The 17,783-nt window shown below is 57.6% G+C and carries 14 protein-coding genes and 2 pseudogenes; 9 read left to right on the top strand and 7 right to left on the bottom strand.

Going from position 1 to position 17,783, the window contains the following annotated elements; all coding sequences use genetic code 11:
- The 3 genes and pseudogenes from KGB07_RS29640 to KGB07_RS03465 form a co-directional block, all read right to left on the bottom strand.
- Window positions 1-129 (bottom strand): annotated as a pseudogene (locus tag KGB07_RS29640) (hypothetical protein); the annotation flags it as partial.
- Window positions 117-752: pseudogene (lpxH, locus tag KGB07_RS03470) on the bottom strand (UDP-2,3-diacylglucosamine diphosphatase); the annotation flags it as partial. The pseudogenes lpxH and KGB07_RS29640, both read right to left, overlap by 13 nt.
- Window positions 749-1,252 carry a peptidylprolyl isomerase gene (locus KGB07_RS03465; RefSeq protein ID WP_046037821.1) on the bottom strand — a complete coding sequence of 168 codons (504 nt, stop codon included), beginning with the start codon at window positions 1,250-1,252 and terminating at the stop codon, window positions 749-751. The gene KGB07_RS03465 and the pseudogene lpxH, both read right to left, overlap by 4 nt.
- Window positions 1,253-1,518: 266 nt before the next feature.
- On the opposite strand from KGB07_RS03465, the gene KGB07_RS03460 reads away from it, so the two are divergent.
- Both KGB07_RS03460 and cysS read left to right on the top strand, forming a co-directional pair.
- On the top strand, window positions 1,519-3,216 hold the full coding sequence (locus KGB07_RS03460; protein WP_046037822.1) for a glutamine--tRNA ligase/YqeY domain fusion protein: 1,698 nt from the start codon (window positions 1,519-1,521) through the stop codon (window positions 3,214-3,216).
- A gap of 20 nt (window positions 3,217-3,236) precedes the next feature.
- Entirely contained in the window at window positions 3,237-4,619 is a 1,383-nt protein-coding gene (cysS, locus tag KGB07_RS03455; protein WP_046037823.1) for a cysteine--tRNA ligase, read from the top strand.
- Window positions 4,620-4,838: 219 nt separating this feature from the next.
- Here cysS and KGB07_RS03450 read toward each other — a convergent pair whose 3' ends face one another.
- On the bottom strand, window positions 4,839-6,671 hold the full coding sequence (locus KGB07_RS03450) for a sigma-54-dependent Fis family transcriptional regulator (protein WP_223464565.1): 1,833 nt from the start codon (window positions 6,669-6,671) through the stop codon (window positions 4,839-4,841).
- 287 nt (window positions 6,672-6,958) lie between these two features.
- Here KGB07_RS03450 and KGB07_RS03445 point away from each other — a divergent pair, with 287 nt between their 5' ends.
- The 7 genes from KGB07_RS03445 to ltrA all read left to right on the top strand — a co-directional run bounded on the left by KGB07_RS03445 (window position 6,959) and on the right by ltrA (window position 14,809).
- Window positions 6,959-8,053, top strand: a complete 1,095-nt coding sequence (locus KGB07_RS03445) for an ABC transporter ATP-binding protein (protein WP_223464564.1) — start codon at window positions 6,959-6,961, stop codon at window positions 8,051-8,053.
- A complete protein-coding gene (locus KGB07_RS03440) occupies window positions 8,053-9,168 on the top strand; it encodes an ABC transporter ATP-binding protein (RefSeq protein WP_223464556.1) in 1,116 nt (371 codons plus the stop codon). Before KGB07_RS03445 ends, KGB07_RS03440 begins: the two co-directional genes overlap by 1 nt.
- Window positions 9,165-10,031: a carbohydrate ABC transporter permease gene (locus tag KGB07_RS03435; protein ID WP_223464554.1), complete on the top strand. Its 867-nt coding sequence runs from the start codon at window positions 9,165-9,167 to the stop codon at window positions 10,029-10,031. Before KGB07_RS03440 ends, KGB07_RS03435 begins: the two co-directional genes overlap by 4 nt.
- Window positions 10,032-10,039: 8 nt before the next feature.
- Complete coding sequence (locus KGB07_RS03430) at window positions 10,040-10,840, top strand: carbohydrate ABC transporter permease (protein ID WP_046037828.1); 801 nt, start codon at window positions 10,040-10,042, stop codon at window positions 10,838-10,840.
- Window positions 10,841-10,850: 10 nt separating this feature from the next.
- On the top strand, window positions 10,851-11,123 hold the full coding sequence (locus tag KGB07_RS03425) for a DUF2160 domain-containing protein (RefSeq protein ID WP_032829366.1): 273 nt from the start codon (window positions 10,851-10,853) through the stop codon (window positions 11,121-11,123).
- Window positions 11,124-11,170: 47 nt separating this feature from the next.
- Window positions 11,171-12,913 (top strand): ABC transporter substrate-binding protein, encoded by a 1,743-nt coding sequence (locus KGB07_RS03420; RefSeq protein ID WP_223464553.1) that lies wholly within the window; start codon window positions 11,171-11,173, stop codon window positions 12,911-12,913.
- 438 nt (window positions 12,914-13,351) lie between these two features.
- Window positions 13,352-14,809: a group II intron reverse transcriptase/maturase gene (ltrA, locus tag KGB07_RS03415; RefSeq protein ID WP_317850403.1), complete on the top strand. Its 1,458-nt coding sequence runs from the start codon at window positions 13,352-13,354 to the stop codon at window positions 14,807-14,809.
- Between the two features lie 113 nt (window positions 14,810-14,922).
- Here the strand turns inward: ltrA and KGB07_RS03410 are convergent, their stop codons facing one another.
- The 3 genes from KGB07_RS03410 to KGB07_RS03400 all read right to left on the bottom strand — a co-directional run bounded on the left by KGB07_RS03410 (window position 14,923) and on the right by KGB07_RS03400 (window position 17,680).
- Complete coding sequence (locus KGB07_RS03410) at window positions 14,923-15,957, bottom strand: 2Fe-2S iron-sulfur cluster-binding protein (protein WP_223464546.1); 1,035 nt, start codon at window positions 15,955-15,957, stop codon at window positions 14,923-14,925.
- Window positions 15,958-16,034: 77 nt separating this feature from the next.
- Window positions 16,035-16,946 carry a diiron oxygenase gene (locus KGB07_RS03405; protein WP_046037830.1) on the bottom strand — a complete coding sequence of 304 codons (912 nt, stop codon included), beginning with the start codon at window positions 16,944-16,946 and terminating at the stop codon, window positions 16,035-16,037.
- A 35-nt stretch (window positions 16,947-16,981) separates the two neighbouring features.
- Window positions 16,982-17,680 (bottom strand): glutamine amidotransferase, encoded by a 699-nt coding sequence (locus KGB07_RS03400; protein ID WP_046037831.1) that lies wholly within the window; start codon window positions 17,678-17,680, stop codon window positions 16,982-16,984.
- Window positions 17,681-17,783 lie beyond the last annotated feature (103 nt).

The raw sequence follows: 17,783 nt of genomic DNA, 5'->3' as shown, positions 1-17,783 counted from the left end.
GGAAGCCGCAGGCCCAGCCTTCGCCGTAAACGGCGGCTTGGCCAGCCACACGATCAATATCAGCCCGATGAACATCCACCCCAGCAAGGTAAAGTAGTCCACCGTGGACATTATGTACGCCTGGCTGCTTGCTCGCCAAGCTGCAACTTGTGAATCGCGGGACGGTGGGTGTGCCCGTGGATCAAGGTCTTCACGCCGAATGCCTGCATGATCCGCGGAATCTCCTCAGGCGTAACATCGACAATGTCATTGGCCTTCATCCGCGTTTGCGCACGGCTTTCACTGCGCAGTTTGCGCGCCAGCTTGTGCCGGGTGCGCAGCGGCAGATGCCGCAGGATGAACAGGGTGATCGGGTTGCGCAGATAGCGACGCAGCTTCATATAGGCTTCGTCGCGGGTGCACAGGCTGTCGCCGTGCATCAGCAGCACCGGCTCGCCGTTGAGCTGCACGACACTCGGATCCTTCAGCAGGGTACAGCCGGCTTCTTTGCAGAACGCCTTGCCGAGCATGAAGTCGCGATTGCCGTGCATCAGAAAAATGGCCGTGCCGCTGTCGCTTAACTCGCGCAGGGCCTGGCAGATAGAGCGCTGGAAGGGTGTCATGGCGTCGTCGCCAATCCACACCTCGAAGAAGTCGCCCAGAATGTACAACGCACTCGCCGAGCGGGCGCGTCCGGCGAGCAAATCCAGAAACGCCCGGGTAATGTCCGGGCGCGCATCGATCAGATGTAAATCTGAAATCAGCAGTATCACTCAATGATCTCGGCTTTCTCGATGATCACGTCGTCTGCTGGTACGTCCTGGTGGCCGGACTTGGAGGTGGTGGCCACGCCTTTGATCTTGTCGACAACGTCGGTGCCTGCGGTCACTTTACCGAATACCGCGTAGCCCCAGCCCTGAACGTTCTTGCCGCTGTGGTTCAGGAAGCTGTTGTCGGCCACGTTGATGAAGAACTGTGCGGAAGCCGAATGCGGCTCCATGGTGCGGGCCATGGCGACGGTGTACTTGTCGTTGGAAAGACCGTTGTCAGCTTCGTTCTGGATGCTTGGGCGCTTGTCTTTCTTTTCTTTCATGCCTGGTTCGAAACCGCCGCCCTGGATCATGAAGTTACCGATGACACGGTGGAAAACGGTGTTTTCGTAGTGACCGGCTTTAACGTACTCGACGAAGTTGGCCACGGTGATCGGGGCTTTGTCGGCGTTCAGTTCGAGGACGATGTCGCCATGGTTGGTCGTCAGTTTGACTTGGGTCATGATCGGTACTCTTTTGAGATGAAGCATATCTAAGGAATTCGTGGTGTTGGAGCATCGCGTCCCGCCACCGGTTCAGCCTTTTTGGCCAAGGTGCGCAGTTTAGCGTGCCAGACGCGAATTTCGAGGCTGTTTTTTCATTTACGGCCTATTAAATGCGACGGTTTACAGAGTGCGCTCTGTCAGGTACTTGACGGCATCGGCTATGATAGCGGCTTTGTTTTGTCCGGCCTTCATTACGGCCACGCACTTGTACGTTCAAGGATCCTATGAGCAAGCCCACTGTCGACCCTACCTCGAATGCCAAGACCGGCCCTGCCGTGCCGGTCAACTTCCTGCGGCCGATCATCCAGGCAGACCTGGACTCGGGCAAGCACACGCAGATCGTCACCCGTTTCCCGCCTGAACCCAACGGCTACCTGCACATCGGCCACGCCAAAGCGATCTGCGTGAACTTCGGCCTGGCCCAGGAGTTCGGCGGCGTCACGCACCTGCGTTTCGACGACACCAACCCGGCCAAGGAAGATCAGGAATACATCGACGCGATCGAAAGCGACGTCAAATGGCTGGGCTTCGAGTGGTCCGGTGAAGTGCGCTACGCCTCGCAGTATTTCGACCAGTTGCATGACTGGGCAGTGGAACTGATCAAATCCGGCAATGCCTACGTCGACGACCTGACCCCTGAGCAAGCCAAGGAATACCGTGGCAGCCTGACCGAGCCGGGCAAGAACAGCCCGTTCCGCGACCGCAGCGTCGAAGAGAACCTGGACCTGTTCGCCCGCATGAAAGCCGGCGAGTTCAAGGACGGCGCACGGGTGCTGCGGGCCAAGATCGACATGGCCTCGCCGAACATGAACCTGCGCGACCCGATCATGTATCGCATTCGTCACGCTCACCACCACCAGACCGGTGACAAGTGGTGCATCTACCCGAACTACGACTTCACCCACGGTCAGTCGGACGCCATCGAAGGCATCACCCATTCGATCTGCACCCTGGAGTTCGAAAGCCACCGTCCGCTGTACGAGTGGTTCCTCGAGCACTTGCCGGTGCCGGCCAACCCGCGCCAGTACGAGTTCAGCCGCCTGAACCTGAACTACACGATCACCAGCAAGCGCAAGCTCAAGCAACTGGTCGATGAAAAGCACGTCAACGGCTGGGACGACCCGCGCATGTCCACGCTGTCGGGTTTCCGTCGCCGTGGCTACACGCCGAAATCGATCCGCAACTTCTGCGAAATGATCGGCACCAACCGTTCCGACGGCGTGGTCGACTTCGGCATGCTCGAATTCAGCATTCGTGACGACCTCGACCACAGCGCCCCGCGCGCCATGTGCGTGCTGCGTCCGCTGAAAGTCGTGATCACCAACTACCCGGAAGGCCAGGTCGAGAACCTCGAACTGCCGTGCCACCCGAAAGAAGACATGGGCATGCGCGCGTTGCCGTTCGCCCGGGAAATCTACATCGACCGTGATGACTTCATGGAAGAGCCGCCGAAGGGCTACAAGCGCCTGGAACCGGCCGGTGAAGTGCGTCTGCGTGGCAGCTACGTGATCCGCGCCGACGAAGCGATCAAGGACGCCGATGGCAACATCGTCGAACTGCGCTGCTCGTACGATCCGGACACCCTGGGCAAGAACCCTGAAGGCCGCAAGGTCAAAGGCGTGGTGCACTGGGTGCCGGCAGCCGCCAGCGTCGAGTGCGAAGTGCGTCTGTACGATCGTCTGTTCCGTTCGGCCAACCCTGAGAAGGCCGAAGACAGCGCCAGTTTCCTGGACAACATCAACCCTGATTCGCTGCAGGTACTCACCGGTTGTCGTGCCGAGCCTTCGCTGGGCAATGCACAGCCGGAAGACCGTTTCCAGTTCGAGCGCGAAGGTTACTTCGTCGCCGATCTCAAGGACTCGAAACCAGGTCAGCCGGTATTCAATCGTACCGTGACCCTGCGTGATTCGTGGGGCCAGTGATTTAGCGTCAAGGAATTAACGTGCTTACGATCTACAACACGCTCACCAAGAGCAAAGAAGTCTTCAAGCCGCTCGATGGCAACAAGGTGCGCATGTACGTGTGCGGCATGACCGTGTACGACTACTGCCACCTGGGCCACGGCCGCAGCATGGTCGCGTTCGACCTGGTGACGCGCTGGTTGCGCTTCAGCGGCTACGACCTGACCTACGTGCGCAACATCACCGACATCGACGACAAGATCATCAACCGTGCCCGCGAGAACGGCGAGTCGTTTGAAGCGTTGACCGAGCGCATGATCGCGGCGATGCACGAAGATGAAGCGCGCCTGAACATCAAGAAGCCGGACATGGAGCCGCGCGCCACGGATCACATCCCGGGCATGCACGCGATGATCCAGACCCTGATCGACAAGGGCTACGCCTACGCCCCGGGCAATGGCGACGTGTACTACCGCGTCGGCAAGTTCATGGGCTACGGCAAGCTGTCGCGCAAGAAGATCGAAGACCTGCGCATCGGCGCGCGGATCGAAGTCGACGAGTCCAAGCAGGACCCGCTGGACTTCGTACTGTGGAAAGCCGCCAAGCCGGGCGAGCCGAGCTGGGAGTCGCCGTGGGGCGCCGGGCGTCCGGGGTGGCACATCGAGTGCTCGGTAATGTCCACCTGCTGCCTGGGAGAGACTTTCGACATTCATGGCGGCGGCAGCGACCTTGAGTTCCCGCACCACGAAAACGAAATCGCCCAGAGCGAAGCGGCCACCGGCAAGACCTACGCCAACGCGTGGATGCATTGCGGCATGATCCGTATCAATGGCGAGAAGATGTCCAAGTCCTTGAACAACTTCTTCACCATTCGCGACGTGCTCGACAAGTACCACCCGGAAGTCGTGCGTTACCTGCTGGTGTCGAGTCACTACCGCAGCGCCATCAACTACTCGGAAGACAACCTCAAGGACGCCAAGGGTGCCCTGGAGCGTTTCTACCATGCGTTGAAAGGCCTGCCGAACGTGGCGCCTGCGGGCGGCGAAGCCTTCGTCGAGCGTTTCACCCAGGTGATGAACGACGACTTCGGCACGCCGGAAGCCTGCGCGGTGTTGTTCGAGATGGTCCGCGAGATCAACCGCCTGCGCGAGAGCGATCTGAACGCAGCGGCCGGTCTGGCAGCCCGTTTGAAAGAACTGGCCAGCGTGCTGGGTGTGTTGCAGCTTGAGGCTGATGACTTCCTGCAAGCCGGCGCCGAAGGGCGTGTGGATGCAGCCGAAGTCGAGGCGCTGATTGCAGCGCGTCTGGCGGCACGTGCCGGCAAGGACTGGGCCGAATCCGACCGCATCCGCGACCAGCTCACCGCCATGGGCGTGGTGCTGGAAGACGGCAAGGGCGGCACGACCTGGCGTCTGGCTGACTGATTGCTTGATCCGCTGTAAAACAAAACCCGCCAAGTGCGGGTTTTTGTTTATGGGATGGCTGTTGTTTTTGAGGTGCCTGAGCTGACGCCATCGCGAGCAGGCTCGCTCCTACATTGGATTTTCGCCAGGTTTGAGTTTTGTGAGCAACATAGATCCCCCTGTAGGAGCGAGCCTGCTCGCGATGGTCTCAAGCCGAATGCTATCGGTGCGATTCACTCGTCATTCAGTCTGACGCAATCGCTTGTAGAGGGTATTACGGCTTACCCCAAGCCTGCGCGCCAGATACGAAATATTCCCCCCTGCCGCCTGCAACTGCCGGTTCAAATCCTCGGCATCATTCAGATCCACGGCCAATGGTTCCGGTGAATCGACCGGCTCCATTTCCAGGTCGACAAAAAAATCATCCGGCAAATGTTCCGGCCTTATCGGCTGTTCCTCGGCCATCGCCAATGCCACCCGCATCACACTGCTGACCTGGCGCAAATTCCCCGGCCACGGGTGGCGGTCGAACAGCTCCAACACCTCGCGGCTCAGTCCAGCCCATTGGCTTGGTTCGCGATGCTGCTCCCACAGGCGTTTGAACAGCGCCTCTTTATCGCTGCGTTCTCTTAACGGCGGCAGTTCCAGGGTCAGGCCGCCGATGCGGTAGTACAGGTCCTCACGAAAGCGCCCAAGTTGTACCTGTTCGCGCAACGAGCGATTGGTCGCGGAAATGATGCGCAGGTCCACAGGGAACAATTCGCTGCTGCCCACCGGCTGCACGCAACGCTCCTGCAACACCCGCAACAGGCGCGCCTGGGTCGGCAGCGGCATGTCACCGATTTCATCGAGGAACAGCGTGCCTTTGTCGGCCTTGCGGATCAGCCCGATGCTGCCTTTCTGGTTGGCGCCGGTGAACGCGCCTTTCTCATAACCGAACAACTCGGATTCCACCAGTTCGGCGGGAATCGCTGCACAGTTGACGGCGATGAACGCTTGTTTGCTGCGTGAGCTGGCCTGGTGCAGGGCCTTGACGAACACTTCCTTGCCGACCCCGGTTTCACCGTGAATCAGTAAGGGAATGTCTTTTTCCAGCAAGCGCTCGGCCTGACGCACGGCCTTTTCCACGCGACTGTCGCCGAAATGCAGGGAGTTGAGGCTGATGGCCGCGGGTGCAGCTACAACCGGCTCGGTGAACACTCGGGGTTGAATCAATGCCTGTTTCGGCCGCTTCAACAGACACTGAAAGCGGTTGCGCCCCGAGGTTTGCAGGGCGAAGGGCAGGCCTTCTGGCTGGTTCAGCAACTCCAGCAGCGAGACCTTGAACAGGCTTTCGACATTGACCCGCGACAGGCTGATGCCCAGCAGATTGTCGGCCCGGCGATTGGCCGACAACACCTGTCCGGTCTCATCGAAAATCAGTAACCCTGCCCATTGGCTGTCGAGGTTGTTCAGCCCGGTGTTGAACGTCAGCTGGAAATGCTGGCCATGGAACAGGTTGAGGATCAGCCGGTTTTCCACGGTCTGGCTCATCATCTTGACCATGCCCAGGGTGTGGGAGGGCGGCAGGTAGCTGTCGCTGGACACGTCCAGCACCGCGATGACTTTGCGTTCGGCATCGAAAATCGGCGCGGCGGAACCGGTCATGAAGCGGTTGGCCTTGAGATAGTGTTCATCGTGCTCGATGTGCACCGCTTGTTCACAGGCCAGGGCGGTGCCGATGGCGTTGGTGCCGGTGCAGCGCTCCATCCAGCTGGCGCCAGCGCTGAAACCCCGGGCCAGTTTCGGTTCGATAAAGCGCTGGGTGCCCCACGACGTAAGCACCTGGCCCTGGTGGTCGGCGAGCATGATCAGGCAATTGGAGTTGCTCAGAATGTTCTCGTAATAGGGCAGCACTTCCTGATGGGTGGTTTGCACCAGTGAATGCTGGCTCTCCAGCAGTTGCGCGATGCCCGCGGCCGGCAGTTGGTCGAATGCCGGCGTGCTCTGGTGACTGAGGCCGAACGCGCGGCAACGGGACCAGGAGTCCTGGATGATGGCGTCGTGGGGCAACGGCGATGCGGGTGCGGCCATGGCAGTCGATCTCTGAACAAGCTTTTATTGTTGTTATGGGGTAGTGCCGATCCCGGCAGATCCTACGAGGGCCGTGAACAGTCCGTAGAGTGTTGTTCACTATTGTTCACTGTCAATGGGTGAACTGTTCAATTGTTCATTTCCGATTGTTCATTTGTGTTCAGCAACGAACGCGTTTTTGCCGTCTTGTTCGGGAATTTCTAGCTGAATCAACAGCTTGATATTTTTGGCACGGATGTCGCTTTAGAGCTCCGGTCGCTTGACTCCAATAATAAAAAGGCCGAGCCATGTCACTCACCTTGGAACACGTCAGCCGCACCGTCGAGGGCCAGACCTGGATCGACGATGCCAACCTGAGTTTTGAACCCGGTTCCTTCAACGTTTTGCTGGGGCGCACCTTGTCCGGCAAGACCAGCCTGATGCGCCTGATGGCCGGTCTGGACAAGCCCGACAGCGGCCGCGTCCTGATGAACGGCGTCGACGTCACCCAACGCCCCGTGCGCTTGCGCAATGTGTCGATGGTCTATCAGCAGTTCATCAACTATCCGACCATGACGGTGTTCGACAACATCGCCTCGCCGCTGCGCCAGGCCGGTGTATCCAGCGAAGTGATCCAGAGCAAGGTGCTGGAAACCGCGAAGATGCTGCGCATCGACAAGTTTCTCAAGCGCTATCCGCTGGAGCTTTCCGGCGGTCAGCAACAACGTACGGCCATGGCCCGGGCGCTGGTCAAGGACGCCGAGCTGATCCTGTTCGATGAGCCTCTGGTCAACCTCGACTACAAGTTGCGCGAAGAACTGCGCCAGGAAATGCGCGAGCTGTTCAAGGCGCGCCATACCATTGCGATCTACGCCACCACCGAACCCAACGAGGCCCTGGCCCTGGGCGGCACCACCACCATTCTTCACGAAGGCAGGGTGATCCAGAGCGGCCAGTCCGCCTCGGTCTATCACCAGCCGCAAACGGTGCTGGCGGCGGAGCTGTTCTCCGAGCCGCCGATCAACCTGATGCCGGGACGCATTGCCGGCAACGAGGTGAGTTTCGCCAACTTCGTGCACTTCCCGCTGAACGTCGATCTGCGCCCGGTGGGCGAGGGCGAGTTCCGTTTCGGCGTGCGACCCAGCCATATCTCGCTGGTGCCGAGCAACGACGATGACCTCGAATTGGCGGTGACTGTCGAAGTCGCGGAAATCAGCGGCTCGGAAACCTTCCTGCACGTGCGCAACGAGCACTTCCTGCTGGTGCTGCACTTGCCGGGTGTCCACGAATACGACGTCGATGCGCCGATCCGCATCTACATCCCGACCCATAAACTGTTTGTGTTCGATACGCAGGGGCGGCTGGTCCAGGCGCCTGGCCGGCGTGTCACGAGGGTTGCCTGATGGCCGAAATCCGTTTGCAGAACCTCGCTCACAGCTACACCAAGACCCCGGTGGGACCTGAGGACTACGCGATCCGCGAGATGGACCACATCTGGGAGCAGGGCGGCGCCTATGCCTTGCTCGGTCCTTCGGGCTGCGGCAAATCAACCTTGCTCAACATCATTTCCGGGCTGCTCAGCCCGTCCCAGGGCCATGTGCTGTTCGACGGCAAAGCGGTCAACAATCTGACCCCGGAAAAGCGCAACATCGCCCAGGTTTTCCAGTTTCCGGTGGTCTACGACACCATGACGGTGTTCGATAACCTGGCCTTCCCGCTGCGCAATCAGGGCATGGCCGAGGCCCGGGTCCATAGCAAGGTGCAGGAAATCGCCGAAGTCCTTGACCTGCAGAACCTGCTGAGCAAAAAGGCGCGCAACCTCACCGCCGACGAAAAACAGAAAGTCTCCATGGGCCGCGGGCTGGTGCGCGACGACGTATCGGCGATCCTCTTCGACGAGCCGCTGACCGTGATCGACCCGCACCTGAAGTGGAAACTGCGGCGCAAGCTCAAGCAGATCCACGAGCAGTTCAACATCACCATGGTCTACGTCACCCACGATCAGCTGGAGGCCTCGACCTTCGCCGACAAGATTGCGGTGATGTACGGCGGGCAGATCGTGCAGTTCGGCACGCCAAGGGAATTGTTCGAGCGCCCGAGCCACACCTTTGTCGGCTACTTCATCGGCAGCCCCGGGATGAACCTGATCGAGGTGCAGCCGCAACCGGGCGGTGTCGGTTTCACCTCGACGCACCTGCCGCTGTCGGAGGCGATGCAGCAGCGTATTGCTGAATCGGAGTGGAAAACCCTGAAGGTCGGTATTCGTCCGGAGTTCGTCCATGTGTGGGACGAAGCCTTTGATGACGCGCTGCGGGCAAAGGTCGTACACGTCGAGGACCTGGGTACCTACAAGATCATGAGCCTCGACCTCGATGGCGTGCCCCTGAAAGTGCGCCTGGCCGAAGACAAACCGGTGCCGCAAGGCGCGGCCTACATCAGCTTTCCGGCGCAGTGGTTGATGGTCTACGCCGATGAATTCCTGCTCGAAGCCAATGCCAACCAAGAGGCGCAGCCATGAACAAGGTGCAGAACAACAAGGCCTGGTGGCTGGTGATGCCGGTGTTCCTGCTGGTGGCGTTCAGTGCGGTGATCCCGATGATGACCGTGGTCAACTATTCCGTGCAGGACATCTTCGACCAGTCCAGCCGCTACTTCGTCGGCGCCGACTGGTACAAGCAGGTGCTGCTCGATCCACGCCTGCACGACTCGTTGCTGCGCCAGTTCATCTACTCGGCCTGCGTGCTGCTGATCGAAATCCCCCTGGGGATTGCGATTGCCCTGACCATGCCGACCAAGGGCCGCTGGTCGTCGGTGGTGCTGATCATCCTGGCGATTCCGTTGCTGATCCCGTGGAACGTGGTCGGCACCATCTGGCAGATCTTCGGCCGCGCCGACATCGGTCTACTGGGGGCGAGCCTCAAGGCCATGGGCATCAGCTACAACTATGCGGCGAACACCATGGACGCCTGGGTCACCGTGCTGGTGATGGATGTCTGGCACTGGACCTCGCTGGTGGCGCTGCTGTGCTTCTCCGGATTGCGGGCGATTCCGGATGTGTATTACCAGGCGGCGCGGATCGACCGTGCTTCGGCCTGGGCGGTGTTCCGGCATATCCAGTTGCCCAAGCTCAAGAGTGTGCTGCTGATCGCCGTGATGCTGCGCTTCATGGACAGCTTCATGATCTACACCGAGCCGTTCGTGCTCACGGGCGGCGGTCCGGGCAATTCCACGACTTTCTTGAGCCAGACCCTGACGCAAATGGCGATCGGGCAGTTCGACCTGGGGCCGGCGGCGGCATTTTCGCTGGTGTACTTCCTGATCATCCTGTTGGTGTCCTGGCTGTTCTACACCGCCATGACTCACTCCGACGCCAACCGCTGAGGCCCGCCATGAGCAAGAGAAAGCTTGTTCCACTGCTGCTCTACATCCTGTTCCTGCTGGTGCCGATCTACTGGCTGCTGAACATGTCGTTCAAGAGCAACAGCGAAATCCTCGGCGGCCTGACGTTGTTTCCCCAGGATTTCACCTTCCACAACTACAAGGTGATCTTCACCGACCCGAGCTGGTACACCGGTTACCTCAACTCGCTGTACTACGTGAGCCTGAACACGGTGATTTCCCTGAGCGTGGCGCTGCCGGCGGCCTATGCGTTTTCGCGTTATCGCTTCCTCGGCGACAAGCACCTGTTCTTCTGGCTGCTGACCAACCGCATGGCGCCACCGGCGGTGTTCCTGTTGCCGTTCTTCCAGTTGTATTCCTCGATCGGCTTGTTCGATACCCACATCGCCGTGGCCCTGGCCCACTGCCTGTTCAACGTGCCGCTGGCGGTGTGGATTCTCGAAGGCTTCATGTCCGGCGTGCCCAAGGAAATCGACGAAACCGCCTACATCGATGGCTACAGCTTTCCCAAGTTCTTCGTGAAGATTTTCATCCCGCTGATCGGCTCCGGCATCGGTGTCACGGCGTTCTTCTGCTTCATGTTTTCCTGGGTCGAACTGCTGCTGGCGCGAACCCTCACTTCGGTGAACGCCAAGCCGATTGCAGCGGTGATGACCCGCACTGTCTCGGCATCCGGTATCGACTGGGGCGTGCTGGCGGCGGCGGGGGTGTTGACCATCCTGCCGGGGATGCTGGTGATCTGGTTTGTTCGCAACCACGTGGCCAAGGGCTTTGCCCTGGGCCGGGTATGAGGAACTGATGATGGAATGGATGAGTTGGACAGTCCCCACGGCGGCATTTTTTGGTGTCATCGGCTTGATCCTGGTGGGCATGACCACCTGGGAATTGCGTTCGCCGAGCGTGCTTCGGCGAGGTTTTCTACCGATTGCCACCACCCGTGGCGATCGCTTGTTCATCGGTCTTCTCGGCAGCGCCTACCTGCATTTGCTGGTAATCGGCGTCACCGACTGGAGCATCTGGGTCGCCTTCGCGATGTCCCTGGTGTGGCTGTTGGCTGTGATGCGTTGGGGCTAGTCGAATCGCTCGGCAATGTTGCTCCGAAACTTAAACAGGAGGTCTCTATGTTCGACAAAAACAATAAGCTGCGACATAGCATTTCATTGGCAGCCATGCTGGCACTCAGCGGTTTGAGCGCGTCTGCCTGGGCCGATGCCTATGAAGACGCGGCGAAGAAATGGATCGGCAGTGAATTCAAGCCATCCACCCTGACGGCCGATCAGCAACTCGAAGAGCTGAAGTGGTTCATCAAGGCGGCTGAGCCGTTTCGCGGGATGAGCATCAAAGTGGTGTCGGAAACCATCGCCACCCACGAGTACGAATCCAAGGTACTGGCCAAGGCCTTCACCGATATCACCGGGATCAAGCTGACCCACGACCTGCTGCAGGAAGGCGACGTGGTGGAAAAGCTGCAGACCCAGATGCAATCGGACAAGAACATCTATGACGGCTGGGTCAACGACTCGGACCTGATCGGTACGCACTTCCGCTACGGCAAGACCGAATCGATCACCGACCTGATGGCCAACGAGGGCAAGAACTTCACTTCGCCAACCCTCGACATCAAGGACTTCATCGGCATCTCCTTCACCACCGCGCCGGACGGCAAGATCTATCAATTGCCCGACCAGCAGTTCGCCAACCTGTACTGGTTCCGCGCCGACTGGTTCGAGCGTGCGGACCTCAAAGCCAAGTTCAAGGAAAAGTACGGCTACGAGTTGGGCGTACCGGTGAACTGGTCGGCCTATGAAGACATCGCCAAATTCTTCAGCGAAGACGTCAAGGAAGTCGACGGCAAGCGTGTCTACGGGCACATGGACTACGGCAAGAAAGACCCGTCCCTGGGCTGGCGCTTCACCGATGCCTGGTTCTCCATGGCCGGTGGTGGCGACAAGGGGCTGCCCAACGGTTTGCCGGTGGACGAGTGGGGTATCCGCGTCGAGGATTGCCATCCGGTGGGTTCCAGCGTGACCCGCGGCGGCGACACCAACGGCCCGGCGGCGGTGTTCGCCACCACCAAGTATGTGGACTGGATGAAGAAGTACGCGCCACCGGAAGCGGCGGGCATGACCTTCTCCGAATCCGGCCCCGTACCGTCCCAGGGCAACATCGCCCAGCAGATCTTCTGGTACACCGCGTTCACCGCCGACATGACCAAACCGGGGCTGGCGGTGATGAACGCCGACGGCACGCCGAAATGGCGCATGGCGCCGTCGCCGCGCGGACCGTACTGGGAAGAGGGCATGAAGCTGGGCTATCAGGACGTGGGTTCCTGGACCTTCATGAAATCCACGCCTGAGAAACAGAAACTCGCGGCCTGGCTGTATGCGCAGTTCGTGACTTCGAAAACCGTGTCGTTGAAGAAAACCATCGTCGGCCTGACCCCGATCCGCGAGTCTGACATCAACTCGCAGGCCATGACCGACCTGGCGCCGAAACTCGGTGGCCTGGTGGAGTTCTACCGCAGCCCGGCCCGCGTGCAATGGACCCCGACCGGGACCAACGTGCCGGATTATCCTCGCCTGGCGCAGTTGTGGTGGAGCCACATCGCCGAAGCCGCCAGCGGCGAGAAAACCCCGCAAGAGGCACTGGACGGCCTGGCCAAGGATCAGGACGCAATCATGAGCCGTCTGGAACGCTCGAAGGCGCAAGCCACCTGCGCGCCGAAAATGAACCCGGAACGCGACGCGCAATACTGGTTTGATCAGCCGGGCGCACCGAAGCCGAAACTGGCGAACGAGAAGCCTAAGGGCGAGACCGTGAGCTATAACGAACTGCTGAAGTCTTGGGAGGCGGCGCGTAAATAATCGTCTGTAATGTGAAACGCTAACGGCACCGAAAGGTGCCGTTTTTGTTGTGCGCCAGGCATGGCGCGTTGCGCGTAAGCGCAATCAGTTTGGCTGTGGTGGCCATGCTGGTGACTTGGAGGTGAAAGTCCTCTACACACCCGGCAAGGGGAAGTGTTAGCCAGAGGCAAGGGTGTCGCGGGTGACTGCGAATCTGAAGGAAGCCCGAGGCAAAATGCTGGCCTGACGAACAGGAAGCGGATCAGGCGGCGTAGCGGGGTCAGGTGGCAATGCTCACTAAAGCCCAATACTTGCACGGAATGCTACGACGTAAATCCGACAGGCATAAGCAGGAAGGTCGCGCGAATTACCCTGGGAGATCTGCATGTTTGCCAGTGTGCTACCGAGCGTCGAGAGGCGACGGGATGAACGTGCAGAAGTCAGCCGAAGCCGTAGTAAGTGACGAGTAACTCCGTCACCAAGGGCCGAACAGGTTATGCCGCCAGTAGGCGCCAGAGTCTCGTTGAATACCGAAATGCAGAAATTTCTCCACAAGAGAACTGTAACCCCAAGTCCTGGACAGAATCCTGGGCTTGCGGTTGTCAGTGCGCAGACATCGGCGGCGTCTGTGGCGTGGACGAACGCGGAGCCGGACATGCTGATGGAGCGGGTGCTTGCACCCGCCAACCTCAAGCGTGCGTATCAAAGCGTGGTCAGCAACAAGGGTGCGCCGGGTGCCGATGGCATGACGGTCGACGAATTGGCCGGCTACGTGAAACAGTATTGGCCGACCCTCAAGGCTCGGTTGCTGGCCGGCGAGTACCATCTCAAGGTGTACGCGCCATCGACATCCCCAAACCCAAAGGCGGAACCCGTCAGCTGGGTATCCCCAGCGTCGTGGATCGCCTGATCCAACAGGCTCTGCTGCAACAGCTCACGCCGATCTTCGACCCCTTGTTCTCGGACTACAGCTACGGCTTTCGTCCGGGCAGAAGCTCCCACCAAGCCATCGAAACAGCTCGCGCCCATGTGGCGGCGGGTTACCGCTGGTGCGTGGAGCTCGATCTGGAGAAGTTCTTTGATCGAGTCAACCACGACGTGTTGATGGCTCATATAGAGCGTCAGGTTGTGGATAAGCGAGCGCTCAGAGTGATCCGCCGGTACCTCGAAGCGGGTGTGATGTCGGGCGGGATCGCCAGCCGACGGCAGGAGGGGACGCCGCAAGGCGGCCCGCTCTCGCCGTTGCTGTCGAACATCCTGCTCAACGAACTCGACCGCGAACTGGAACGGCGGGGCCATCGCTTCGTGCGCTATGCCGACGATGCGAACATTTATGTGCGCAGTTATCGTGCAGGCGAACGGGTCATGGCCAGTGTTGAGCGCTTCCTGACTCAGCGTCTGAAACTGACACTGAATCGGGAAAAGAGCCGCGTGGCACGGCCTTGGGCCTGTGATTACTTGGGTTATGGGATGAGCTGGCATAAACAGCCGAAGCTGAGGGTAGCGAGCATAAGCCTGCACCGCCTGCGCGACCGACTCAGGGAACTCTTGCGTCGGATACGGGGCCGCTCAATGAGATATATCGTTGAGCAAATGACTCCCGTGCTGCGTGGTTGGGCTGGCTACTTCAAGCTGAGTCAGAGCAAGCGGCCACTTGAGGAGCTTGATGGCTGGGTGCGTCACAAACTTCGTTGCGTCATATGGCGTCAATGGAAGCGGCCCTCTACGAGGGCGCGCAACCTGATACGTTTGGGAATCGACGAGGCGCGGGCGTGGAAATCGGCGGTCAATGGCCGAGGCCCATGGTGGAACTCGGGAGCGTCACATATGAATCAGACGCTACCGAAGAAGCTATGGGATCGACTCGGGCTGGTCTCAATACTGGATACGATAAACCGGCTTAATCGTATAGCCTGAACCGCCGTATACGGAACCGTACGTACGGTGGTGTGAGAGGACGGCGGTTGTGAAACCGCCTCCTACTCGATTGTCAGTACTATCGTTGTTGCGCGGCCCTGCCAAGTAAGGGACTAGACCTCAATTGTGAGCCGATCACCCTCGGCGTAAGAGCAGCAGGCCAGAGCATAACCCGACTGCCGCTCCTCGGTGCTGAGCGAAAAATCAGGTGCTCTTTTACATGACCCGGAAACTACCTTGATTCTGCAACTGCCGCAGATACCCGATCGACACTGACTGCGGATGGGCACTTGGTTGGCTTCCAATGCATCAAGCAGCGTTGTTTCAGCATTGATTTCGAAGTGATAGTCCAATTGATTTGAGCGTGCGCATACAGTGGTCTGTGAGATGCGATCTGGTTCCGGTACTGGGCGTTCCGGACTGCTAAACGCCTCAATATAAAAAGGGATGTTGTAGTTGAACTCCGAGACGAGTGCCTGCTGGGTAATGACAAAGTTATGGCTGCCACAAATAACTGCTGCGTCTGCGGGGGGTAATTCCAGTAAGACCCGTTTACTCAGGCGTCCGCCAAAAAAGTGATGCGAGTGAGTGTTAACTGTCTCTTTGGTAATAAAGAAACGAACATCAAACCAGTTTGATCCAAGCTTTAGAGCAAGGAGTTCCGCAAGGAAAGGGATGCTGCCAATAGTGGGTGAACTAACCAGGAGCGTTACTTTTGGAGTTGGCTCACCGTTTTTTTTGAGTTTGGCCAAACAACGAATAAGTGCAATCGGCAGAGTGATGCCGATACCTCCGGCCAACATCAATACATGGCGATAAGCCGAAATGCAATCTGATGTGATATTTCCGCCAACGTTAGACAAGCAAAGTAGTGATCCTGAATTTATGTTGGAATGCAGGTTGTCCGAAACGCCGTTGTTGCCGGTACTTTTTACCGCTATTTCAATGAGGTTGTTTTCCTTCAGCGCTGTGATCGAATAGTTGCGTTTCTGTGAGGTGCCACTTTGGTCGGGGTGATTGATCACAATAAAGCGCCCCGGTTTAAAATCATCGTTTGTGATGGCGCCGGGTACGCGTAGCAGGTAGGTCTTTGTGTTGGTTGCGATATCGGATATTTTCTCGCAACTCAAGAACGTAAACCGTTCCATGGTTTCCCCCTACATGATAAAGAGTTGATTGCGTTTTTTGATGGGTTCTGGGTTTTCAGACGAAGTTGGATGTCCCGTCAATTTATTTCGTTGAGACCTATTCTGCTCAACAGATTATCGACTGAGTCAGTATAAACTTTGACTTCGCCTAGCGAATCGGTGTCCTGGATGATGTCTGAATAGCGAGGCAGACGAGCATGTGAAAATGCCATTTCCCACGCGTTCATTTCATTGTTGGCAAACATTGATACGGTTTTTTTTATGACCGCTTTCAAATGCGCTTTTTCGCTGTTTGACAATGTTGTTATAAGATCTGCAGCTACATAGCTGAACACACTGGAATGGCTCCATTCATCCATCGCATGAGTTTTGGTGACCTGGTGGCAAATGCTTTGAACGGAGCCATCTTCCGCCAAAGTTTTTAGGTAGTCCGTTATGAGTGTTTCACTTGCGCAAGCGATCCCGAATCGAGTAAGCCTGCGCTCCCATTCCGCAGAGCAGGATGAAAGAACCCAGTTCTTCCACTTGATCAGATTGAAGTCGGTGAAATTCAGGTAAGCGAGGTCTCGATGGTGATAAATGTAGTTGCACGCGGTAACTGACATTTTGGTGTGCAGCGCCTCATCAAGCAGTGCTTCAGAAATGGACTCCTGAAGTAATGCGCGATTCCTGGTAGCACTTGGCGGAGTTTTTATTATGTCCTCGCACGCAGGCGTAACGATGTCGCACTCGATGTAAATTGTTTTGAGATTGTAGATTATCCATGCATAAGACAGGCATGTGGATTTAATTTCGTGGGAGGCTTCGATCCATGCTGGATGATTTCTGAACGGAAGCAGGCTCTCGCAGAAGTCATTTTTACCGGGGTCGAACGCCAGTTCCGAGAAAGGAGGTTGTTTGTTGTTTACCGCGGCCCGCGTGCTCCATAGCACGGAAAGTTTTTCGAGCATCTGCGCAACCGAGTAAGTATGAGTTACTTGTGTGTTCACGGTAGGTTACCTTTTTGAGTGTCAGTCCTGGGGTATTATTTTTCAGGCAGGTCAAGCCAGTTCGAAATTACTTTTTGGGAAATTGTTTTTAAACGACTTCCATGCAAGGATGCTTGTTGGCGCAGATCACGAGGGTCAATGGATGCAGTATTAAGTTCGGCTGCATGGCCTACCAACCATTGCTCGATACGGTCAGAGTCAATTTCCAGGTGAAACTGAAGAGCCAATATGTTGTTGCCGACACTAAATGCCTGGTTGGCGCAGAGTTCGCTGCTGGCTAAATGCGCAGCGCCTTTGGGGATGTCAAACTTGTCTCCATGCCAGTGCAAGACAGGTATGTCATTCAAGGGTTCAAGGCATGAGTGGAGTGCGTGTTCATTCAATCGGAGGGGGGAAAAGCCAATTTCCAGTTGCCCCATTGGATAAACTGAAGCTCCCAATATCCTCGCTATAAGCTGGGCGCCGAGGCATACCCCCAAGGTCTTTTTGTTGCTTTGCAAACGTTTGTTGATGAGCGCAATTTCGCTTTCTATAAATGGGAATTTTTTCTCATCAAAGGCACCTATCGGTCCACCAAGAATAATCATCAGGTCGGGTTTTACCGAGTCAACACTGTGAAGTGCATCGGAAGTAGCATCAATTATTTGGGTGTTGTAGTTTCGTTGAAGCAGTAGTTGCTCAATTGTGCCCAGGTCTTCAAAGTGCAGGTGTTGAATGACTAATGCGTTTTTCATTATTGGCCGTTTTGTGTTGTTGGTCTGATCGGTAAATTAAGCTTGCCTCTAAGGTGTTGTCGAATTGCAAATGTAAGAAATATCTATTCATGTTTTTATATAT

Origin of the sequence: Pseudomonas sp. GL-RE-26 (assembly GCF_019956275.1) — a bacterium.
GTDB lineage: Bacteria > Pseudomonadota > Gammaproteobacteria > Pseudomonadales > Pseudomonadaceae > Aquipseudomonas > Aquipseudomonas grandcourensis.
This window is presented reverse-complemented; position numbering and strand designations above follow the sequence as displayed.

Coding starts and splice junctions, on each gene's coding strand:
- KGB07_RS03425 (WP_032829366.1), top strand. CDS start 10,851: ATGGAATGGATGAGTTGGACAGTCCCCACGGCGGCATTTTTTGGTGTC.
- KGB07_RS03440 (WP_223464556.1), top strand. CDS start 8,053: ATGGCCGAAATCCGTTTGCAGAACCTCGCTCACAGCTACACCAAGACC.
- KGB07_RS03410 (WP_223464546.1), bottom strand. CDS start 15,957: ATGGAACGGTTTACGTTCTTGAGTTGCGAGAAAATATCCGATATCGCA.
- KGB07_RS03430 (WP_046037828.1), top strand. CDS start 10,040: ATGAGCAAGAGAAAGCTTGTTCCACTGCTGCTCTACATCCTGTTCCTG.
- KGB07_RS03420 (WP_223464553.1), top strand. CDS start 11,171: ATGTTCGACAAAAACAATAAGCTGCGACATAGCATTTCATTGGCAGCC.
- KGB07_RS03435 (WP_223464554.1), top strand. CDS start 9,165: ATGAACAAGGTGCAGAACAACAAGGCCTGGTGGCTGGTGATGCCGGTG.
- KGB07_RS03400 (WP_046037831.1), bottom strand. CDS start 17,680: ATGAAAAACGCATTAGTCATTCAACACCTGCACTTTGAAGACCTGGGC.
- KGB07_RS03460 (WP_046037822.1), top strand. CDS start 1,519: ATGAGCAAGCCCACTGTCGACCCTACCTCGAATGCCAAGACCGGCCCT.
- KGB07_RS03465 (WP_046037821.1), bottom strand. CDS start 1,252: ATGACCCAAGTCAAACTGACGACCAACCATGGCGACATCGTCCTCGAA.
- KGB07_RS03450 (WP_223464565.1), bottom strand. CDS start 6,671: ATGGCCGCACCCGCATCGCCGTTGCCCCACGACGCCATCATCCAGGAC.
- KGB07_RS03445 (WP_223464564.1), top strand. CDS start 6,959: ATGTCACTCACCTTGGAACACGTCAGCCGCACCGTCGAGGGCCAGACC.